Below are 20,613 nucleotides of genomic sequence, written 5' to 3'. Positions count from 1 at the left end.
TATTACCAACGGGTACTAGTCAGCTGCCATCGGACGCAATCGCCCAGCCGAGGTCAACCCGAACAGCTCACTGACAGCCCTCGCGATCATGTCCGGCCGGTCGAGGGTGTGCTCGAAGCGGAACCCGATGACCGCGCGCGAGCCGCCCAGCAGACCGGTCAGCTTGATGGATTCGTCCTGGTCAGCGCCGTAGCAGACGATCCGGCCGAACGGCGCGAGGGCGTCCAATGAGGCTTTCAACGTGCCACCTGGATCGAGCACGACGTCGACCTGCTTGCCCTCGTTCGCCTGGATCAGAATTTCGGCCATGCCGTCCTGGCCGGAGTCGACGACCACGTCGGCGCCTAGCTTCATCGCTTTGCGCCGGCGCGCCTGGCTGGAGTCGGTGGCGATCACACGTCCGGCGGCGAAACTGCGGGCCAGCTGGACGGCGATCGCGCCGACCTCGCTCGCGGCGTCGTGCACGACGATCGACTCGTCCGGCCGCAGGTGCGCGCACGTGCGGAGGAGGTGCCAGGCCGTGGTGCCCGCTCTGGCCAGCGTCAGCGCCTGGTCGTCGGTCACACCCGCGGAGACCGGCAGGTGGAGGCGACCGGCGACCACCACCACGCGCCGTCCGCCGTCCTCGACCCGGATCTCGTCGACCGCCTCGGCTGTGCGCATGTAGTCCATCTCACGTCCTCGTGGCGACGGGCTGTAGTGCGGCTTCCACGACAACTAAGCGTCAGCGCAGCTCAGAGCCTTCGGCTTGCCCTCGCGCAGATCGCTTCAGCACCTGCTCAGCGGAACCGACTGGTACGGACCTACGGAGTGAGTCCGACCGGGTACGCCCCGTCGCGAGGTCTGGCGGACCGGTGTGCACGGGTGGAGCATGTGCCGGTGAACGCCGCACTGCGCACCACCACGACGATCCTCGCCGTCGCGGTCGCCTACTACGCGACGGCGAAGGTGGGGCTGGTCCTGGCGCTGGTCAAGGGCCAGGTCACTCCACTGTGGCTGCCCACGGGGATCTCCGTCGCGGCGCTGCTGATGTCGGGCGGCCGGATCTGGCCGGGCATCGCCCTCGGCGCGTTGACCGCCAACATCGCGCTCGGCGCGGGACCCGGCGCGATCGCCGTGATCACCGTCGGCAACACCGCCGCGCCGCTGGTCGCCTGGTACCTGCTGCGGCGCTTCGGGTTCCGGCCGCAGCTCGACCGCTTGAAGGACGCGCTGCTGCTCGTGTTCGCCGGCGCACTGGGCGCGATGCTGATCAGCGCGCTCATCGGCGCGTTGGCGTTGAAGGCCGACGGCATGATCCCGTGGCACGAGATGCCCGCTGTGTTCGCGGTGTGGTGGACCGGCGACGCGATGGGCGTCCTGGTGTTCACGCCGCTGCTGCTGACGCTCCCCCGGCACTGGCACGCTCCGCCGCGCCGACTCGCGGAGGCCGCCGGGTTGCTGGTCGTCACGGCGTTCCTCGCCTCGTTCGTGACCCTCTCGGAGTCACGACTGCTGTTCCTGGTGTTCCCGATGCTGATCTGGGCGGCCCTGCGGTTCCAGCTCGCGATCGCCGCCCCGTGCGCCGCGATCATCTCCGTGGCCGCTGTGATGTCCGCGGCCAGCGGGCACTTCGCGCAGACCGACCTGCTGACGACGATGATCGTGCTGCAGGCGTTCAACGGTTCGGTGGCGCTGACCGGGTTGATCCTGAGCGCCATCACGAGCGAGCGGAACCAGGCCCGCCAGGCGATCGAGCGCGCGTGCGAGCAGCTTGCCGAAACCGTTGCGCGCTACCAGCAGGATGGCGTGCGCAAACGAATCGGCCGGGTCTCCCCGCCTGCTTAGTGCCGTGACCGCCAGCCTTTGCCCCGTATTCGGCGGTCAGACGGGTGCCTCGCGGTGCCGGCCCCGCGTCCTCATCCTGGTTGGCTGTGGGCGCGGGGCCGGTGCCGCGAGGCGCCCTGCTGAGCGTCGAAGACGCGGTGAAGGTTGGCGGTCACGGCACTAACGTTGTTGCATGGCGTCGAGCACGCGGGCGAGCTCCAGCCGTGAGGACACGTGCAGCTTGGCGTAGATGCGGGACAGGTAGACCTCGATCGTGCGCGGGCTGTAGTGCAACGCGGCCGCGATGTCCCGGTTCCGCATGCCCTGCTGCACCAGCCGCGCCACGTTCTCCTCGGCCTCGGTCAGCAGCCCCGGCGCCTTCGAGCGCGCCCGTGGGACCTTGGCTCCCAGCGTGCGCAAACGGTTGCCTGCCTGGCGCCGCAACCCGTGCGCGCCGAGCCGTTGGAACGCCGTGTAGGCCTCGACCAGGGTCGGCACCTCGTCGGCAGAGGCCTCGCCGAGCGCGAGCTGCGCGCGGGCCTTCTCGAACTCCAGCCCGCCCAGCGCGGCCTCGGAGACCGCCTCCCGCAACAGGTCCGCGTCCTGCCGCACCACGCCGGTCACGCGCCGGATCGTCGTGCGCGACCAGGGTGAGACGCGGGTGGACGACACCGCGGCCAGCCGGTCCAGCGCTGCCAAGGCCTGCTGGGACTGCCCTCGTTCCTGGTCGAGCTCGATCATGCGGGCGACCAGGACGCACGAGTAGGCGGACTCCAGCCGTGAGCCGATGGCGTTGCCAAGCAACGTGTAGGCCTCGTCGACCTCCCCGCGCGCGATCAGGTACTCGGCGAGCGCGGCGGCGTGCAGCTTCGAGATGTTGACCGACTGCGGTGCCGGCAGCGCGGCCAGGCGGGCGGCGACGTCGAGCTCGCCGCGCCACGTGCGGATGTGGAGCTCGATCGCGTGCAGCACACCGAGAGCCTGGTCTGCTTGGGCGGCTTCGACGTCCGGGAGCCAGCGCCCGATGCCGTCGAGTGCCGCGTCCCACCGGCCGCCCAGCCAGTCGAGCGCCACCCGTGAGGCGGCCCGTTCGGCGCGGAAACCGTGTGAGCCGACCTGGTCGACGAGTTCCTCGGCTCTGCGGACCCGCCACGACGCGTCGTGCACGAGACCCGCGAGCGCAGTGATCGACGCGCAGACCGACAACGCCTGCAGCTCCAGCATCGGCTGGCCGTCGCTGCAGGCCAGAGCGCGGTTGGCGTACTCGACGGTGCGGTCGTGCTGGAAGAGCAACGAACTGAGCATGGCCAGGTGCTCGAAGACGATCACGCCTTCGGCCGGCGAGCTGATGGGCAACGCCTCAACGCGCGCGACCTCGGACACGGCGTCGTCGTGGCGGTTGTTGTAGATCATGAGCACGGCGCGTTGGGCTTCCAACGAAGCAGGGACTGAACCGCGCGCGACTTCGCCATCGGCCAGTTCCATCGCTTCTGCCGTGCGGCCGACGGAGAACAACGACGAGATGACCGCGGTGGCAACGCGTGTGCGTTCTTGCCCAGGTTCCAACGACTCCAGCGCGGCCAGACCCGGTTCGATCGCCAGGGCCGGACGAGATGCTCTGGCCAGCACCCGGCACTGCAACGCCAGCAGCTCGGCACGTTCAGGCGCGTTGCGCGGCAACAACTGCAGGGCTCGGGCGCACAGGGCGGCCGCGGTTTCGGGGGCGGTCGCACGGGCGACGGAAGCCGCCTCGGCCAGGACGCCGACGGCCACGCGGTCGCCGGGCGCAGCGGACTCGGCGAGGTGCCAGGCGAGTTGCAGGAGGTCGACCGGCAGGCCCTGCGCGCGATCTTCCAGCAGCCGCGCGGAAATCAGCGAGTGCAGGTGGCGGCGTTGGGCCGGGCCCACCTCGTGGTAGAGCGCTTCGCCGACAAGGGCGTGCGAGAACCGATAGCCGCGATCGTCGTCGTGCACCACGATGTGCGCGCGCAGAAGCTCGTCGAACGCGGCCACGACCGTTGACTCCGGAAGACTCGCAACGCGCGCCAGCAAAGAGATCTGGTCGAGTCGGACTCTGCGGAACACGGCGACGGCGCGTGCAACGAGCCGTGTGTCGTTCTCGAGCGGTGCGACCCTCCGGAGGACGGCTTCGCGGCGCGTGAGGCGGATGGCGTCCGGCGAGACGGCCAGCCGCGCCCGGTTGTTGTCGACCGTCACCAGCTCGAGTTCCCGTAGCGAGCGCGCGATCTCGGTGACGAAGAACGGGTTTCCGTCGGATCGTTGCTGGACCTCGCGGGCGAGGGCGTCGTCCGGGGCGGTCTGCAGGACGGACTCGACGATCCGCGCGACATCCGCGCCGGACAGCGGGGCGAGCGCCAGCCGCATGACCTCCGCGTGCTGTTCCACCCGGTCCAGCAGGTGCTCGGCGCCGGGTTCGCTGGTGTGCGCACGGCTCGCGGTGATCAGCACCAGCGGGGCGGCCGAGACCCGGCGCAGCACCAACGTGAGCAGGGCCAGGGAGTCGTCGTCGACGTGGTCGAGGTCGTCGATCAGCAACGCCGCCGGGCGCGTCGCGGTGAGTTCCGTCAGCAGGCGAACCACGCGATCGCACGCGCGGCCGAACCACGCGCCGGAGTCCTCGGTCACGGAGATCTCCAGCGCCGCCAAGGCATCCGCGCGGATCTTGTCCAGCGGCGCAGGCACGCTGAGCGAGCGGATCAACGCCACCACCGCCCCGTACGGGATGCGCTTGCCGAGCACGTCCGACGCCGACGTCAGCACGCCGCAGTGCCGTTCCCGCAGCCGGCGGGCGAGCTCCGCGAGCAGGCTGGTCTTGCCGATGCCCGGCTCCCCGCTCACCTGCACGACGACGAGGCCGGTCGCGGGCGCGGAGTCGACGCAGTCGAGCACGGCGCGCAGTTCCGGTTCCCGTCCCACGATCGCGGCACGGAGCGGAGTGTCGACGATGACGGCCTCCCGGCGAGCTTCGGCGGAGCAGCGCTGAGTCTTCCATGTGGGTGTCTTGACCCGGCAAGAGCCGCTTTCCGTACGCGATCACTCACTCTGAGTAGCACTGCTGCTCTGTGTGAGGCCGGACACGTTAGCCGCTAAGTGTTCCCTACTAATCCGTGGTTCCTCTCAGTGATGCCCTAAAGGCAACCGCCGATCCCGCCGACGAGGAGGGTCAATGTCGATCCAGGGAACCTGTGCCCCGCAGTTCGCGGAGGTGCGTGCCGAGTTCGAACGCAACTTCGCCGAGCGCGGGGAGGTGGGCGCCTCCGTGCACGTGACCCTCGAGGGCGAGCCCGTCGTCGACCTCTGGGGCGGTGTGGCCGACCCCGTCACCGGCCAGCCGTGGTCCGAGGAGACCATCGTGCACGTGTGGTCGTGCACCAAGGCCGCCACCGCTCTGTGCGCGCACATCCTCGCCTCGCGCGGCGCTCTCGACCTCAACGCGCCGGTCACTCGCTACTGGCCGGAGTACGGCGCCGAGGGCAAGGACGCGACGCTCGTCCGGCACGTCCTGTCGCACCAGGCCGGCCTGCCCGCGTTGACCGACTGGCTGCCCGCCGGCGCCTTCTACGACTGGGAACTCGTCACTTCGACGCTCGCCGCCCAGAAACCGCTCTGGGAGCCCGGCACCCGGCACGGCTACCACGGCCTGACGTTCGGCTTCCTGGCCGGCGAGATCGTCCGCCGCGTCACCGGCCTGACGCTCGGCCAGTTCTTCGAGAAGGAGGTCTCCGGCCCGCTCGGCCTCGACTTCTGGATGGGCCTGCCGGAGGACCTCGAACCCCATGTCGCGCACACGATCCCGGTCGACCCGACGCAGCCGGGCATCCTGCTGCCGTCGCTGTTCGTCACCGCGATGACCCAGCCCGAGTCGATGCCCGGCCTGATGCTGCTCAACAACGGCGGCTACATGGCGCCGGGCGAGTCGGACTCGCGCGCCGCGCACACGGCCGAGATGGGCGCGATCGGCGGCATCTCCAACGCCCGCGGGCTCGCCGGCATGTACCGGCCGCTCGCGCTCGGCGGTGAGTACAACGGCGTGCGGCTGGTCGAACCGGAGCAGATCCCGCAGATGTCCAACGTCGTGGTGTCCGGCCTCGACGTCGTGGTGGGCGTGCCGTCGCGGTTCGCCCTCGGGTTCCAGAAGCAGGTGGACAACTCCTACCTGCCGCCGAACGACGCGGAAGGCCTGCTGATGTCCGAGGAGGCGTTCGGGCACACCGGGATGGGCGGCTCACTCGGGTTCGCCGACCCGAAGGCGCGGATCTCGTTCGGTTACGCGATGAACAAGCAGGGCCCGGGACTCGCCGCCAACGCGCGCGGACAGTCCCTTGTGGACGCCGTGTACTCCGCGCTGGGCTACCGGCGCAGCGGCGGCACCTGGTTCGCCTGATCAGCGCTCCTGCGCGCCGCGGCACGCCTGCCCGGCGCGCAGCATGGCCCGGTAGATGGCGCGAGGCTCGGGCGCGTCGGGCAGTGGACCGCGACCAGGGGCCCGGAAGGACTCGATCAGCAAGGCCACGACGCGGCGCCAACTGTCGGGGGCGGCGTCGCCGGTCGCGTTGACCACGCCGGCGTTGGCCATGTACACCAGCACGAGGTCCTCGGGGGTGAAGTCCTCGCGCAGGCTGCCCGCGGCCTTGGCCCGGTCGATGAGCCGCACGATGCCCTCGTACCCCTCGCGGCGACGGTCCTCCAGGCACTTGGCGGCGGGGAAGGTCATGGTCAGCACGTCGGCGAAGCCGGAGTCGGCGGCCTGCATCTCGCACACGGTCTCGATGTAGCCGACCAGCCCGTGCCAGGGGTCAGGGTCTTCGAGGGCGACCGCGACGGCACGGGCGTAGGCGTCCATGCGGTCCGCGAAGACGGCCGCGACCAGCTCTTCCTTCGTGGGGAAGCGGCGGAACAACGTCGCGATGCCCACCTCCGCCTCGCGCGCGACCGACGCCATGGAGGCGCCCAGACCGTCGCGCGCGAACACCGTGCGCGCGGCCGCGATGATCCGCGCGCGGTTGCGTTCCGCGTCGCTGCGCAGACATGGGCTGTTCACACCTCCGAGCCTACCAACCGGAAAGGCTTATCCACTTCGGTGCTACGCTGGCCGCGACGGAAACGGATAGGCCTTTCCGGATAGGAGTGGACATGCCGACCATCGCCATCGTCGGAGCCGGGCCGGGGATGGGCCTGGCCATCGCCCGCACCTTCGGCAGCCGCGGCTTCGACGTCGCCCTAGTCGCGCGCAACCAGGCCAAACTCGACGACCTGGCCGGCACGCTCGAAGCGGAGGGCATCACCGCTGCCGGGTTCGCCGCGGACGTACGCGACCCCGAGGCCCTCACGCAGGCGCTCAAGGACGCCGCCGCGCGTTTCGGCGGCATCGACGTGCTGGAGTACTCACCCACCGGGACCATCGCCACCACGACGTTGACCGTCCCGTCGCAGACCACGCCGGCGGACGTGCAGCGAGAGCTGGAACTGCTGTTCTACGGCGCCATCACGGCCACGCAGGCGGTGCTGCCCGCGATGCGCGAGGCGGGCGCAGGCACGTTGCTCTACAGCACCGGCGCGGGCTCGATCGATCCGCTGCCCATGCTCGGCAACGCGAACGCCGCCGCCGCTGCGTTGCGGAACTGGGTGCTCAACCTGCACAAGGAACTGGCCGGCACCGGCGTCCAGGCCGCGCACGTCGCCATCGGAGTGTGGATCGGCACCGACGGCCCGCCGGGAGCCCCGACGGCCACGGCCGACGAGATCGCCCCCGTCTACTGGGACCTGCACGTCCACCGCGACGACGCCGAACGCGTCTTCACCCGTTAGAAAGGCACCTCGAAGTGAACATTGCTCTGTGGATCGTGCAAGGTTTGCTGGCCGCGCTGTTCCTGATGGCAGGCATCACGAAGTCGACGCAGCCGCGCGAGAAACTCCTCAAGCAAATGCCGTGGGTCGACGACTTCTCCATGCCCGTCGTCCGCCTCATCGGCGTGAGCGAGCTGGCCGCCGGGCTGGGTCTCGTCCTGCCCGCCGCGACCGGCATCGCCCCCGTGCTCACCCCGCTGGCCGCCGTCGGCCTCGTGGTGATCATGCTGGCGGCCGTGGTCGTGCACGGGCGCCGCAAGGAAATGCAGGGCATTGTGGTCAACGTGGTCCTGCTGATCGCCGCGGCGTTCGTCGCGTGGGGCCGGTTCGGGCCGTACGCGATCTGAGAGCGAGGGAGCCCCCGCACGGGAGCTCCCTCGCCCACCGTCAGTACGGCTTGGTTTCCGCCGCGATCTCGCTGAGGACGTCGCTCAACGGCCGCGCGGACTGCACGCCCATCGTGACGGCCTCGCCCGGCGGCACGTTCTCCGCGATGTCCGTGCCCGCACAGGTGACCCGCGACGCCGGCAGGATGCCCGACACCAGGTACTTGTTGACCAGCGCGTCCACACAGGCGTTGCGGCGCAAGGCGTAGTGGCCGTGCTGGCCGTCGTTGGACACGTTGATCAGCGGCACGTTGAGGTGCTCGGCCATGACCCGGCCGTTCGCCAGCGGCGTCTGGGTGTCGCCGTCGGAGTTGATGACGATGCCGGCCGGGTACTGCCGGGTGATCGCCGGGATCGGCTCCGGGCGTTCGAACGAGCGGAACGAGCAGTTGGTCGGAGCCATGTAGTCGACGGTGCCGCCGTACGGGTTGGTGTCGCGCCAACGCTTCATGTCGTTGTAGTAGGTGTTCACGTCCGTGGACCAGTTCCACTCGCACGTCACGGCCTGGTACACGCCGGACGAGGTGGGCTCGATGTCGCCGCGGCGCAACGCGGAGACGATCGCGGAGGCCTCGGAAGCGTCCGAAGCACCGGCCTTGATCGAGGCGATGTGCCGGGCGAACGCGGCCCAGGAGCGGCGGTAGCGGGTGGCACCGACGGCGTAGTCGAACGACGAGACATCCGCGTAGCCGCCGAACGGGCCGGCCTTCAGCTTCTCCGCGATCGCGTCGAGCTCACCGCGCACAGCGGCCGGCGTCGCGCCCAGCTTGTAGGTGCCGTTGCGGGCGGCCGTCCACTCGGTCCACTTCTTCAGGTTGTCGGTGATCGCGTCCACCACGTCGGTGTCCTGCTCGTGCCACGTCTTCAACGGGTCGAGCGCCGAGTCCAGGACGTTGCGGTCGAGCGACTTCGGGAACATGGAGCCGAAAACGGAGCCGAGCTGGGTGCCGTAGGAGTAGCCGACGTAGGAGATCTTCTTCTCTCCCATGGCACCGCGGATGACGTCCATGTCCCGTGCGGTGTTCATCGTGGTGACGAAGCGGCGCATCTCGCCGCCGCCGCGCGCGCAGTTTCCTTCGACCGAGCGGGCGTAGTCGGTCCAGTTCTGCAGCTGGTTGTTGGTCGGACGGGTCGGGAACTCGTCGTCCGTGGGCGTGGCGATGCACCGGAGCTGCGTCGAGCGGCCGACACCGCGCGGGTCCATGCCGATGACGTCGTAGATCTTCAGCACGTCCGTCTGCGCGTTGAACCAGTGCACCGCGCCCAAACCGGACCCACCGGGACCGCCGGGGTTGGTCATCAGCACGCCTCTGCGGCGGGCCGGATCCGCCGCTTTCCGGCGTGACAGCGCGATTTCCAGGTTGCCGTTCTCCGGGTTGGCGTAGTCCATCGGCACGATGACCGTGGCGCACTCGATGCCCGTCGACGGGTTCACCCAGCCCGCCGGGCACTCCGCCCACGCGACGGTCTGGTTGTAGTACTCGTCCAGCGGCCCCGGCACTGCCTGGGCCGTTCCCACCAGGGACATGAACAGCGGGGCGACCAAAGCCGCCGCGCCCCAACGCTTCCTCACCGCGTACCCCTCCGATCGTTGGTCAGCGGCTGACGCTTCCGCAGTCGCCGACCCGATCGACACCCCCGAAGGTCGGGTGAATTTCACCTCACCTCGCACACCTCGTAGGTCAGGACCAGGCCGTCGAGCACGCCCTTCGCGACGGCCTGGACGCGGTTCAACCAGCGGTAGCGGTCGTCGCCGGTCTCGAAGAGCGGAGCCGCGTACAACGGCGCACCGAAGCCATTCGAGACGTCAACCCGTCCCGAGTAGTGCAGATAGACGTAGGCGTCGTCGTGAGTCCGCAGGACGGAACGGACGTCCAGGGTCGCGGTGCCGTCCGGGCCGATGGTCAGCCAGTCGGCGGTGGACGTGCCGTGCATGACGCCGGACAACCGCTCGCCCTCGAACGTTCCGGACTCGACCTCGTAGATCAACCGGTCGCCGACGGGCGTTTTCGGGAGTTTGTAAGGCTTTCGCATCCGGGCGGTCATCGTTCCCAAAGGCACGAGCTCCATCACGCCACCGTCCCGCCGTCGACCACGATGATCGAACCGGTCGTGTACGCGGCCGCGGAAGAAGCCAGATACGCCACGGCACCGGCGACCTCGGACGCCTCACCCACCCGTCCCAGCGCGGTCTTCGCGACGACCGAGGCGTGCAAGTCCTCGTCGGCCACGATCGCCGCCGAAAAATCGGTCCGGATCACGCCGGGCGCCACCGCGTTCACTCTGATACCGGCCGGACCGAGCTCACGGGCCAACGTCCGGGTGGCACTGATCATCGCGGCTTTGGCTGCGGAGTAAAGACCCAGGTACGGCTCGGCTTTGAGTCCCGCTGCCGACACGATGTTGATGACCGACCCGCCACCGGCGCCGAGCCCCGCGGCCACCGCAGCCTTCGTGAGCGAGAGCGGCGCACGGACGTTGACGGCCATGATCTTGTCGAACGCCTTGGCGGAGACGTCGATCAACGGACCGAACGGCGGCGCGGCACCTGCGTTGTTGACCAGCACGTCGATGCGGCCGAACCGGTCGACCACGGACTGCACGACGCCGGGGATCTCGTCGTCGTGGCCGATGTCGGCGACGACGGGCAGTGCCTCGACCTCGAACTCGCGTTCCAGGGTCGCGGCGACCTCCTTGGTGGTCTCGGTGCTGCGCGCGACCACCGCCACGCTCGCCCCCGCGCGGGCCAGCGCGCGCACCGACTCCAGACCGATGCCGCGAGTGCCGCCGGTGACCAGCGCGACGTGTCCGATCAGCGAAAACGGGTTGCTCGACATGCCGGCGAAATTATTCGGCGCACCCCGAGCAGACAACGGGCGTCGCTTATCTGCTGGGGAACCCCGTACGGCCCGCGGATCGGGAGTGGATGAGGTAGGAAGAGGTATGGATCCGGTCAAGGCGTTGAAGCAGGTGGCCTTCCACCTCGAACGAGCGGGCGAGCCGACCTACCGCGTCCAGGCCTTTCGCAACGCGGCAGCGGTGCTCGCCGATCTCGATCCCGCCGAGGTCGAGAAGCGCGCGAAGCTCGGCACGCTCACCGACCTGAAAGGCGTCGGCAAGGCGACGGCCGGTGTCGTGCTCGACGCGCTCGCGAACCGCGAACCCTCCTATCTCGCGAAGCTCCGGCACGTCGACCTCAGCGGTGGCGAAGAACTGCGCGCGCTGCTGAAAGGCGACTGCCACGTCCACTCCGACTGGTCCGACGGCGGCAGCCCGATCAAGGAGATGGCCGAGGCAGCCCGGGATCTCGGCCACGAGTTCATGGTGCTGACCGACCACTCGCCGCGCCTGACCGTCGCGAATGGACTCTCCCGCGACCGGCTGGAGAAGCAGCTGGAGGTCGTCGCCGAGCTGAACGTCGAGCTGGCGCCGTTCCTGATCCTGACCGGCATCGAGGTCGACATCCTCGACGACGGCTCGCTCGACCAGGACGACGACCTGTTGGCACGGCTGGACGTCGTGGTCGCGAGCGTCCACTCGAAACTGAAGATGCCGAAGGCGGAGATGACGCCTCGGATGATCAACGCAGTCGCCAACCCGCACGTCGACATCCTCGGTCACTGCACGGGCCGCCTCGTCGTGGGCAAGGGTCGGCCGGAGTCGCAGTTCGACGCCGAGCGGGTCTTCGAGGCCTGCGCCGAGCACGGAACCGCGGTGGAGATCAACTCACGCCCCGAGCGCCTCGACCCGCCGCGCAGGCTGCTCAGCCTCGCCGTCGACGCGGGCTGCACGTTCTCGATCGACAGCGACGCGCACGCGCCCGGCCAGCTGGACTGGCTGAACTACGGCTGTGCGCGGGCGGAGGAGTGCGGTGTGCCACCGGAGCGCGTGATCAACACCCGACCCGCAGGTCGGCTGCTGTCCGGGTGAGGTGCTCGTACCAGGAGACCAACGGCCCGGTGTCGGCCAGCGCGCGTCCCAGCGCGATCCGGCACAGGTCCCGGACCGGCTCGGGATCCCAGTCCCGCGTGAGCTCGTCCAGCGATCCCAGCGTCCCCAACGCGTACCGCTCCAGTCCCGCGCAGATCGGCACGACCGTCCCGTCCGCCTTGACCACGAGCGGATCGACCCGCACGAACGCCGCCGGGTCGGCCCGCAGCAGTGCGGCCGACGTGACGTCGAACTGGACCTCGACGGCGTCGTCTTCGGCGACCCGGTTCAGCTCCACGGCCACGTAGACCAGATCGACCCGATCGACCCCGTGCGGCCGCACGCGGACCTTCCGCGCGCCCTCCCCCACCGCAGCGGCGGCCAGGTCGCGCACCCGTGCCACGGTGTCCGGCACGAGGTCGATCAGCACGGTCACCCGGTGCCCGGCCGCGGCGCATTCACCCACATCGCCCAGTCCGACCACGAGCTCGGCTCCCGGCACGGCGGCGAGCCAGCGAGGGTCGTGGACCTCGACTCCCATACCCGTCAAGAGCGTCCGTTCGGCCTACAAATACGTCCGTACCGCTCATCGGGCCATTTGGATTTTTCGTCTGGCTGTATCTAGCCCGCCGCCGCTTCCATCGAAGTGCGGAGAAACCGTCACCCACTCCCGCTACGAGGGCGAATGGGCCGATCAGGGGACTTGTGGTCACACAATCGGGAACTTAGGAAACAGGTACGGACCTCTGAACGACGTTCAGTTTGGGGAGGGGAGGGAGCATGCGCCGCCAATTCATCGTGCCAGCGGAGTCATGCGCCAGGAGTGCGGCAGAAGCACGCCGCACGGTGCTGCGCGATCTCCACGACGGTGTTGGCCCATCACTCGCCGCGGTGGCCCTCGGGCTGCGGTCGGCCCGGCAGCTGCTCACCTCCGACCCGGCCGGCGCGGCCCGGTTGCTCGCGCTCCTCGAAGACGAGATGCACTCGGCGATCGGCGACATCAAGGCGCTGGTGGCGAACGAGAGCCCGGCCGCGGTCACCAAGCTCGGCCTGATCGGAGCCGTCGAGCAGTTCGTGGCGGCGCTGCGGTCCCGGATGCAGGTCACGATCGACGTCGTGGTGCAGGGCGAGATCCCGCCGCTGCCGGACGCGGTGAGCGTGGCGGCATACCGGATCATCCGCGAGGCCCTCACCAACGTCGTGACGCACGCCGACGCGCAGACGTGCTCGGTACGGCTGTGGTTCGACACGGAACTGCACGCCGAGGTCGTCGACGACGGCGTCGGCGCGGCTGAAGTCTCGACGGGCGTGGGCCTGGCGTCGATGCGCCAGCGCGCCAGCGACCTCGGCGGGAACTGCCTCGTCGAGCCCGGTGCGGACGGTGGCACCAGACTCGCGGCCGCGTTGCCTCTCTCATGACGTTGCGCGCGCTGGTCGTGGACGACCACCCGCTCTTCCGCCGCGGCGTGATGGCGGCGCTGGCCGACAACGGCATCGAGGTCGTCGGCGAAGCTTCCGGTGGCACAGGTGCCGTGGAGCTGGCTCAGCAGTTGCAGCCGGACGTCATCGTGATGGACCTCAACATGCCGCCGGACATCGGCGGGGTCGAGGCGACGCGCCGGATCGTCGCCGCGCGGCCGGGCGCACGCGTGCTCGTGCTGACCATGTTCGAGGACGACGAATCCGTGTTCGCCGCGATGAAAGCCGGTGCCCGGGGGTATTTGGTGAAGTCCTCCCGCCCCCAACAGATTGTGGACGCTGTGCGCGCGGTCGGCGAGGGTGAGGCGATCTTCAGTCCTGCCGTGGCCACGCGGCTGCTCGACTTCTTCGCCACGGCACCGCGGCCGAGCGCGCTCCCGGAGCTCACCGGGCGCGAACGCGAGGTCGCGCGGCTGATGGCTGCGGGCAAGGGCAACGCCGCGATCGCGCGGGAGTTGTTCCTGAGCACCAAAACCGTGCGCAACCACGTGTCCAACATCCTCCGCAAGTTGCAGGTCGCAGATCGTGCCCAAGCGATAAACCTGTTCCGGGACAACTCGGGATAACTGCCCCTGTAGGCCGGGACACACCCGGTCCGATGATTGATCGTGCTTGAGTCAGAAGGGGAGCTGATGAACGCCGAACCCGTAACCGTTGTCCTGCACGCCACCGACTCGATCACCCGTGCGGGCGTCACGGTCGCACTGCGCTCCCGCCCCGAGATCCGGCTGGTCGAGCCGGAGACCGCGGAGAGCTGCGTCGCCCTCGTCGTGGCCGAACGTCTCGACGAGAACGTCCTGCAACTGCTGAGAAAGCTGCAGTGCCAGCCGAATCCCGGCATCGTGCTGGTGGCCGGCGACGTGGCCGACTCCGAGCTGCTCGACATCGTCGGCAGCGGCGTCTCCGCGGTGCTGCGCCGGGCCGACGCCACCCCGGACACGCTGGTCCGGCTGATCCGTGCGGCCCACGCCGGGGAGGGCTCGCTGCCGGCGGACCTGCTCGGCCGGTTGCTCGGCCGGGTGTCCCAGCTGCAGCGCAACGTGCTGCGCCCCAACGGGCTCAACCTCGCCGGCATGTCCAGCCGGGAGACCGAGGTGCTGCGGATGATCGCCGACGGCCTGGAGACCAGGGAGATCGCGGACCGGCTCTGCTACTCGCAGCGGACGGTGAAGTCGATCCTGCACGACATCACCAACCGCTTCCAGCTGCGCAACCGCGCCCACGCCGTGGCTTTCGCGTTGCGCGAGGGCCTGATCTGACGCGGCGGCCGTTCCGCACGGCCGCCGCACCAGCTCCTCTCACTCCGCTCGCCCGTTCAGCACCACGGAAGGCGTGCACGCGCCCTTCGGCTGCGGGTTCTGGCAGCTCACCCGGAACACGATCTTCTCGCCCGGCTGGAACCGCAGCGGTTCCTGGAAGTGCTCGTCGCGGTCCCGGAAGTTCCCGAGCCCGATCACGCGGATCGTGGTGCGCGTCCCGCCCGTGTCCCGGACGAGCTGGGCCGTGCCCGCGTCGCCCTTCGAGTTCTCGAAGAAGATGTCCTTGACCAGCACCGTCTTCTTGCCGTCCAGCGGGGTCAGCGTCACCTCGGTGAACGCACCGGTGTTCGTCACGATCGGCGAGGTGAGGTCGAGCCGGAACGTCACCGGTTCGCCCTTCTCGGCCGGCTTGGGCTGCAGCGTCGGCGTCGCGTTCGTGTCGCCCGGCTTGACGCCCAGCACGTCCAGTGCCTGCCCGGCGTTGGCCGCCGCCTGCTTCGACTCCTCCTTGGCCGCTCCGGCCGCGCTGGCCGCCTGGTCGGCCTTCTCGTTGATCTCCTTGCTCTCCTGCTGCATCGCCTCGCGGGCCGCGGACTTCACGGCCGGCGCCAGCAGCGAGAACCACAGCGCCACCAAGGCTCCCGCGAGCAACAGCAGTGCGATCAGGGCCGGCAGCAACCACTTCGGCAGCAGCTGGCGCTGCACCATGGTGCCCTGGGTGACCAGCGGCTCGCCCTGCTCCGGCGTGATCTCGACCTGGAACGGGTAGCGCTTCGGCTCACCGCGCAGGAACGTCTTGCGCGGCCTGGCCTGCAGCCGCACGAACGCGGTGGTGCCCGGTGGCAGCGCGATCTCGCTGCGGTCGAGCCGGAAGTCCAGCTCGTCCTCGGGGTCGACGGCCCGCAGCCGCAGCATCGCGGGTGAGTTGCCCACGTTGTCGACGGCGACCTCGTACTTGGCCTTCCTGCTGCCCTCCGCCTTGGCGGGCACCAGTTCCGCGGCCACGTCGGTGAACGCGCCGACCACGACGACGCCCTCTTCGACGACCGAGCCGTGCGGGTCCTCGCGCGAGATGACCCGCACGCCGAACGGCACCGGGCCCGCGTAGACGCCCGCGTCGCGCGGTGGGGCGAACCGGATGAGCACGGGCGCGGACTCACCGGGGTTGAGGTTGACCACGGCCGGTTCGGCGTGGCTCCACGACGCGGCATCGCCGACGACGTCGACCGTGAACTGGTCCACCAGCTCGCCCGCGTTGCGCACCATCACCTGGCAGGTGACGTCCCCGCCCGGTGCGACGGCAAGGTCCGAAGTGGACAGTGTCGCTGTTGCTCCCATGACTAGCAGTCTCCTTCGTTCCCTGTCGCCGCACAGCGCCGGTGGAGGCGTGGGCGGGTGCGCTCATCTGTGCCCGTTCGGGCAGTCATCCGCGTTCGACGAAGTCCGACGGTTGCACGGTGCTCGGCAGCGCGAGGAAGTCGCCCGACTTGACCTCACCGAACTTCGTGCCCTCGATCGACGTCGCTAGTGCCTGCCGGACTCCTTCTGCGTCGTTGTGGAAGACCAGCAGCTGCGTGGCGAACGCGCCGTCAGCGCCGGTGGTCATCTCCCCCGGCGCCTCGGAGATGCCGATGGTCCAGCCGAGCCTGATCTTGGCTGCCGGCGGGAAGTCCTTGCCCTGCAGCGAGACCACGCCGCCGAGCGGTCCTGCCTGCTGGTCGACGGTCAGCACCGGCTGCTTGATGACGATCCGGGTGGTGGCGACGTTGTCCCGCGCGTTCTCGTCCGGGCCGGTGGCGATGACGACGCCGGCCAGCTCGCGGTCGACGGCCTCGGTGGCCGGGATCGTGAGCTTCACCTCGGCCTGGCCGTCGGGCCCGAGCGTGCCGACCGGGCAGTCCGGCTGGCAGCCGAACGCCGAGGCGTTCACCCGCACGTCGGTCAGCGTGGAGCCGGAGCTGTTGAGCAGCTTGAACGTCACGGTCACGTTGTCACCGCCGACGAACGCCGGTTGCGGGCTCGCCGACATCGTCAGCGACAGCGATCCCGTGCGTTCCAGGACCTTCACGGTGACTTTCGACGTCACCGCACCGACCGCTGCCGTCACCACGTGCTCTCCCGCGGTGATACCGGTGGCCTCGCCGCTCACGACCTTCTGCTGTCCCGGCGCGAGCGGGCCGATGTTCCCGCTCGCCGGCCCGCCCTGCAGCCCGGCGGGCACGGTCACGGTGAGCGTGGCGGGCGTGGGCGCGAAGCCCGTGTTCGTGACGGCGACCTCGATCGTCGTCTTGCCGTTGAACGGGATCTCGGCCGGTGTCGCGGTGGTGGCCACCGTGAGCCGCGGAAGTCGCTGCACAGCCGCCTGGCCGGCGTTCTCGGTCAGGAGTTTCGGTGTGCCGTTCTGCACCGGCACGGTGTAGAGGTCCGGTGGCGATTCGCTGCGCGAGGCCTGGAACACGATCCGGGTGCCGTCCGGAAGCCACGCCGGGTTCCTCGGGTATCCGATCTCCTCGGTGTAGCGCACGATCACTCGCGCGCCAGTGCCGTCCGCGTTGACCTCGCAGATCTGCTCTTCCTGCGTGACGGCAAGGGTTTTGCCGTCCGGGGACCACGCCGGTTCCTGGTTGAAGGGGCTCGCGCACGGCTCGGTGAACCGCTTGGACAGGTTGAGCTGGCTGGTGCCGTCGGGGGTGACGAGCCAGACCTCGGGTCCGCGCGGGTTCGGCGACGTGACCGTGATGACGGCGGTGTCGGTGCCGGTGTTGCCACGCACATCGGTGGCGGTGCAGGTCACGCGGGTGACGCCGATCGGGAACTTCGTGCCGGACGGCGGTGTGCAGACCGGGGTGAGCGGGCGGTTCTGGCTGTCGGTCGCGCTCGCCCGGTACTCGACCGCGCTGCCCGTGTTGTCCTGTTGCTGGACGGTCACGTCGTCGACCCGCACCACCGGCTTGACCAGGTCGGCGACCTGGACGGTGACGGTCTGGGTGTGGCCCGGCCGCACCTCGGTCTCCTTGTTGAGCAGGAAGTCGATGGTGCAGCGCAGGGTGCTGCCCGGCGTGGCGGTCGGTGCCACGGTGAACTTCTCGGCGAACCTGAAGTCCTGTCCGCTGGGCCCCTGGACCGGGCCGGGCGGGGTGAGCACGACGCTGAGACCGGTGTCGCACTTGGCGACCGGGGTGACCGTGACCTTGAGGTCCTTGATGCCGTCGAGAATGGCGGTGCTGATCTCCTCCGGCTTGGTCTCGTCGAACGTCTTCAGCGAGCCGTCCGTGGCCTCCTTGAACGCCGTGGCCTGACCGGTCGCGTCCAGTCCTCCGCTGTCGATCCCGACGAAGCGGATGTTCTTGGCCTTCAACGCGTTGATCGCGTTGTCGACGGTGTCGGTGTAGTCGGGTGGCATCAGGTTCTGCGCGGTGGGCTCGTCGCCGATCACCACGACGACCCGGCTGGAGTCCGGCCGGAAGTCGAACGCGTCGGTGGCGGTCCGGATCAGCGCGTGCGCCCACACCTCTGTGGAGCCCACGTTCCTGATGACGTTGACCTCGTCCTGCCAGTCGCCGAGCGGCTCGTTGAGGTCGCGGTGCACGGTGAACGTCTGCCCCGTGTTCTCCGGCCCCGCGAAGGAAGCGATGCCGAACTGGGTCTCCGGCTGCAGCTTCGCCACCTCGGTGATGATCTTCTCGCTGAGCGTCCTCTTGACGCTGCCGAGCTCGCCGTCCATCGATCCGCTGATGTCGATCAGGATCACGACGTCCGGCTTCGGCGGGATGCGCGGGGTGTGCACGACCTGCTCGAGGTCGAACGTGCTGCCCTGGCGGGCCGGGAGCTCGGTGTCGGGGTCGGGGACCGGCGGTGGCGGCACGACGATGTTGCTGGAGCTTCTGGTGATCGCGATGGTCTTGCCGTCCGGTGACCAGTCCGGCTGGCTGTCGTCGCCGGTGAGGTGCTCGGGGATCGGGATCTCGCCGGTCTTCGCGCCGTCCGCGACGCGGTAGATGTCGATCACCGAATCGGAGCCGTCACCGTTCGGGATCCGGGTGACGACCGCCAGCTGCGTGCCGTCCGGTGACCACGCGGGCTGCGCCTGCCGCAGCGTTTCGTCGTTGAGCCGCTTGGGGTTCGTGCCGTCGGCGTTGGCGATCATGATGCGGCCGTCGTCGGCGTACGCGAGCTTGGTGCCGTCCACCGAGAAGGCCGGCTCCTGCTGGCTGCGCGGGCTCTTCGTCAGGTTCGTGCGCGTGCTTCCATTGCTGTCGACCGTGAAGATGTCGCGGTCGTCGTTCTCGAAGCTGGAGAACCCGATGTTGAACGGCTCTGTCTGCGGTGGCTGGGCTTCGATCGTGGGCACTGGCAGCACCAGCAAGGCCACGAGCAGCAACGGAAGTGCGCGCACGGTCATTTCACCTGCTTCTCGAAAAGCTCGATCTCGCTGATCACCGTGTCCGTGCTCTCGGTGGACGGGTAGACGTCCGCGATGAGCACCTGGACCTGCTTGACGCCGTTGCCGTTCTTGATGGCGTGCTGCTGATCACCAGGCTGGTCGGTGAGCGTGATGTCGTGGGTCTTGCCGGTGTCGAACACCAGCGTCAGGCGCCGCGGTCGTTGGGAGCCCAGGAACTTCTTACCGTCGCCGCTGTAGACGATCATCCGGCGCAGGTCCGTGACGTGGTCGAAGGTGATCGTCAGCGCCGCGGTCTTCGAGTCGGTCTGGGCGGCCCAGAACGTGCCGTGGTCGTTGTCCATCGCGAGCTTGGCCGGGTGGTCGGGCAGTTCCCGCCCTGCCGAGATCGAGCTCTGCCGGACCGGCACCCATTCCTCGAACATGCCGACGACCTTGTCCTTGCCCGCGATCACCTGGCTGTTGACGGTGGTGCGGAACGGTTGCGAGAGCCCGTACATGCCGCCGAACAGCAGGAGCACCACGGCGAGTCCCCACCGGACCGCCTTGCCGATGCCTTGCTTCACCCGGGTGGCTCTGCGAACCCGGCGCGGCCGGCTGCCGCTCTCCCTGACCTTCGGGCCTTTCGCGGGTAGCCAACGCTTCCACCACGGCTGCTTCTGCGTGACGGCGTCGACCAGCGAATAGCCGCAGACACCGCAGAACTTGCGCGTCGGCACGTTGCCGGAACCGCACTGCCCGCAGATCAGGTCACCGGGCTGCGCCTGCCGTTTCAACGTCTGCACCGGCCGGTGGTGCGGCTGCGGCTGCTGGGGCGCGTCCGGGCGGACCGGCCCCGCCTGCACCTGGGCGCCGGTCCACTTGAGGAAGTCGCCGCAGTTGCCGCAGAACTCGGCGTTGGGGGCGTTGTGCTCCCCGCAGGTCTGACAGACGATCATGTGGTCACCTCGATGGTCGTGGCGACGTGGGCGGGCACCATCCGGCGCACCGCCGCGGTGATCCGCTCCCGGTCAACCGCGTCCGGGTCCGTCACCCGGACGCGGATCAACACGTGCGCGGGCGAACTGCCGGGCATCGGCCCGCTCGGCCGCTGAGACACCGCGACGCCGCCGCTGTCCGCGATGTCGACCCGGCCGCCGGTCAGCAGCCAGACGTGTTCCGCGAGCCCCCTTCTGGTGCCGCGGAACCGGTGCAACCGCACGGCTCTGGCGACCAGCTCGCGGCGTTGGGTGGCGGACCAGCTCTCGTCGAGGTCCAGCGCCACCCATTGGGCCAGCCAGTCGACGAAGTCCGCCGGGGCCAGGCGGGGGTCGAGGTAGGCGGCGAAGCAGTCGAGGACGGTGAAGACCGGGGCGATGACCTCGTCCAGGGCTTGGGTGAAGCGCTGGGTGAAGTCGTCGTCGGTGTAGACGGACGGCATCCGCTCGCCCAAGGGGTGCGGCGAGATGAGGTCGTCGACGGCGCTACGCATGGCTACCCCTCC

General features: G+C 69.5%; 19 protein-coding genes. 8 read left to right on the top strand and 11 right to left on the bottom strand.

Translation table 11 applies throughout. From position 1 onward, the window contains the following. Nucleotides 1–15: 15 nt before the first annotated feature. Complete coding sequence (locus tag DI276_RS42295) at nt 16–672, bottom strand: quinone oxidoreductase family protein (protein ID WP_112274585.1); 657 nt, start codon at nt 670–672, stop codon at nt 16–18. A 207-nt stretch (nt 673–879) separates the two neighbouring features. Here DI276_RS42295 and DI276_RS42290 point away from each other — a divergent pair, with 207 nt between their 5' ends. Next, complete coding sequence (locus tag DI276_RS42290) at nt 880–1,827, top strand: MASE1 domain-containing protein (RefSeq protein ID WP_198681249.1); 948 nt, start codon at nt 880–882, stop codon at nt 1,825–1,827. 159 nt (nt 1,828–1,986) lie between these two features. Here the strand turns inward: DI276_RS42290 and DI276_RS42285 are convergent, their stop codons facing one another. After that, nucleotides 1,987–4,743 carry an ATP-binding protein gene (locus DI276_RS42285; protein WP_112274573.1) on the bottom strand — a complete coding sequence of 919 codons (2,757 nt, stop codon included), beginning with the start codon at nt 4,741–4,743 and terminating at the stop codon, nt 1,987–1,989. 250 nt (nt 4,744–4,993) lie between these two features. On the opposite strand from DI276_RS42285, the gene DI276_RS42280 reads away from it, so the two are divergent. Next, a complete protein-coding gene (locus DI276_RS42280; RefSeq protein WP_112274571.1) occupies nt 4,994–6,211 on the top strand; it encodes a serine hydrolase domain-containing protein in 1,218 nt (405 codons plus the stop codon). Here DI276_RS42280 and DI276_RS42275 read toward each other — a convergent pair whose 3' ends face one another. Continuing rightward, complete coding sequence (locus DI276_RS42275; RefSeq protein ID WP_112274569.1) at nt 6,212–6,868, bottom strand: TetR/AcrR family transcriptional regulator; 657 nt, start codon at nt 6,866–6,868, stop codon at nt 6,212–6,214. Nucleotides 6,869–6,960: 92 nt separating this feature from the next. Between DI276_RS42275 and DI276_RS42270 the strand changes: the two genes are divergently transcribed. After that, nucleotides 6,961–7,635, top strand: coding sequence for an SDR family NAD(P)-dependent oxidoreductase (locus DI276_RS42270; protein ID WP_112274839.1), 675 nt, complete (start codon nt 6,961–6,963; stop codon nt 7,633–7,635). A gap of 14 nt (nt 7,636–7,649) precedes the next feature. Continuing rightward, nucleotides 7,650–8,021, top strand: coding sequence for a DoxX family protein (locus tag DI276_RS42265; RefSeq protein ID WP_112274567.1), 372 nt, complete (start codon nt 7,650–7,652; stop codon nt 8,019–8,021). A 40-nt stretch (nt 8,022–8,061) separates the two neighbouring features. Here DI276_RS42265 and DI276_RS42260 read toward each other — a convergent pair whose 3' ends face one another. The 3 genes from DI276_RS42260 to DI276_RS42250 all read right to left on the bottom strand — a co-directional run bounded on the left by DI276_RS42260 (nt 8,062) and on the right by DI276_RS42250 (nt 10,897). Next, the gene (locus DI276_RS42260; RefSeq protein ID WP_157985310.1) at nt 8,062–9,633 is read right to left on the bottom strand and encodes an alpha/beta fold hydrolase; all 1,572 of its coding nucleotides are present in this window, start codon (nt 9,631–9,633) and stop codon (nt 8,062–8,064) included. Nucleotides 9,634–9,716: 83 nt separating this feature from the next. Continuing rightward, complete coding sequence (locus DI276_RS42255; protein WP_112274563.1) at nt 9,717–10,130, bottom strand: DUF3237 domain-containing protein; 414 nt, start codon at nt 10,128–10,130, stop codon at nt 9,717–9,719. Further along, a complete protein-coding gene (locus tag DI276_RS42250) occupies nt 10,130–10,897 on the bottom strand; it encodes an SDR family NAD(P)-dependent oxidoreductase (RefSeq protein ID WP_112274561.1) in 768 nt (255 codons plus the stop codon). Before DI276_RS42250 ends, DI276_RS42255 begins: the two co-directional genes overlap by 1 nt. Nucleotides 10,898–11,003: 106 nt before the next feature. Here DI276_RS42250 and DI276_RS42245 point away from each other — a divergent pair, with 106 nt between their 5' ends. Beyond that, the gene (locus DI276_RS42245) at nt 11,004–11,990 is read left to right on the top strand and encodes a PHP domain-containing protein (protein WP_112274559.1); all 987 of its coding nucleotides are present in this window, start codon (nt 11,004–11,006) and stop codon (nt 11,988–11,990) included. Here DI276_RS42245 and DI276_RS42240 read toward each other — a convergent pair. Continuing rightward, nucleotides 11,953–12,531, bottom strand: a complete 579-nt coding sequence (locus DI276_RS42240) for a hypothetical protein (RefSeq protein ID WP_112274557.1) — start codon at nt 12,529–12,531, stop codon at nt 11,953–11,955. The two genes, DI276_RS42245 and DI276_RS42240, sit on opposite strands and share 38 nt — an antisense overlap. A 239-nt stretch (nt 12,532–12,770) precedes the next feature. Between DI276_RS42240 and DI276_RS42235 the strand changes: the two genes are divergently transcribed. The 3 genes from DI276_RS42235 to DI276_RS42225 all read left to right on the top strand — a co-directional run bounded on the left by DI276_RS42235 (nt 12,771) and on the right by DI276_RS42225 (nt 14,728). Beyond that, nucleotides 12,771–13,409, top strand: coding sequence for a sensor histidine kinase (locus DI276_RS42235; protein WP_112274555.1), 639 nt, complete (start codon nt 12,771–12,773; stop codon nt 13,407–13,409). Continuing rightward, nucleotides 13,406–14,035, top strand: a complete 630-nt coding sequence (locus tag DI276_RS42230) for a response regulator (RefSeq protein ID WP_112274553.1) — start codon at nt 13,406–13,408, stop codon at nt 14,033–14,035. Before DI276_RS42235 ends, DI276_RS42230 begins: the two co-directional genes overlap by 4 nt. A gap of 66 nt (nt 14,036–14,101) precedes the next feature. Next, nucleotides 14,102–14,728 carry a response regulator transcription factor gene (locus DI276_RS42225; protein WP_112274551.1) on the top strand — a complete coding sequence of 209 codons (627 nt, stop codon included), beginning with the start codon at nt 14,102–14,104 and terminating at the stop codon, nt 14,726–14,728. Between the two features lie 39 nt (nt 14,729–14,767). On the opposite strand, the gene DI276_RS42220 is transcribed toward DI276_RS42225, so the two are convergent. The 4 genes from DI276_RS42220 to DI276_RS42205 form a co-directional block, all read right to left on the bottom strand. Beyond that, a complete protein-coding gene (locus DI276_RS42220; RefSeq protein WP_157985308.1) occupies nt 14,768–16,066 on the bottom strand; it encodes a COG1470 family protein in 1,299 nt (432 codons plus the stop codon). A gap of 85 nt (nt 16,067–16,151) precedes the next feature. Then, nucleotides 16,152–19,130 (bottom strand): VWA domain-containing protein, encoded by a 2,979-nt coding sequence (locus tag DI276_RS42215; protein ID WP_112274547.1) that lies wholly within the window; start codon nt 19,128–19,130, stop codon nt 16,152–16,154. Beyond that, nucleotides 19,127–20,068 carry a zinc ribbon domain-containing protein gene (locus tag DI276_RS42210; protein ID WP_112274545.1) on the bottom strand — a complete coding sequence of 314 codons (942 nt, stop codon included), beginning with the start codon at nt 20,066–20,068 and terminating at the stop codon, nt 19,127–19,129. Before DI276_RS42210 ends, DI276_RS42215 begins: the two co-directional genes overlap by 4 nt. Further along, entirely contained in the window at nt 20,065–20,601 is a 537-nt protein-coding gene (locus DI276_RS42205) for a phage tail protein (protein ID WP_112274543.1), read from the bottom strand. Before DI276_RS42205 ends, DI276_RS42210 begins: the two co-directional genes overlap by 4 nt. Nucleotides 20,602–20,613: the final 12 nt, after the last annotated feature.

Source organism: Lentzea terrae, assembly GCF_003265345.1.
Taxonomy (GTDB): Bacteria; Actinomycetota; Actinomycetes; order Mycobacteriales; family Pseudonocardiaceae; genus Lentzea; species Lentzea terrae.
This window is presented reverse-complemented; position numbering and strand designations above follow the sequence as displayed.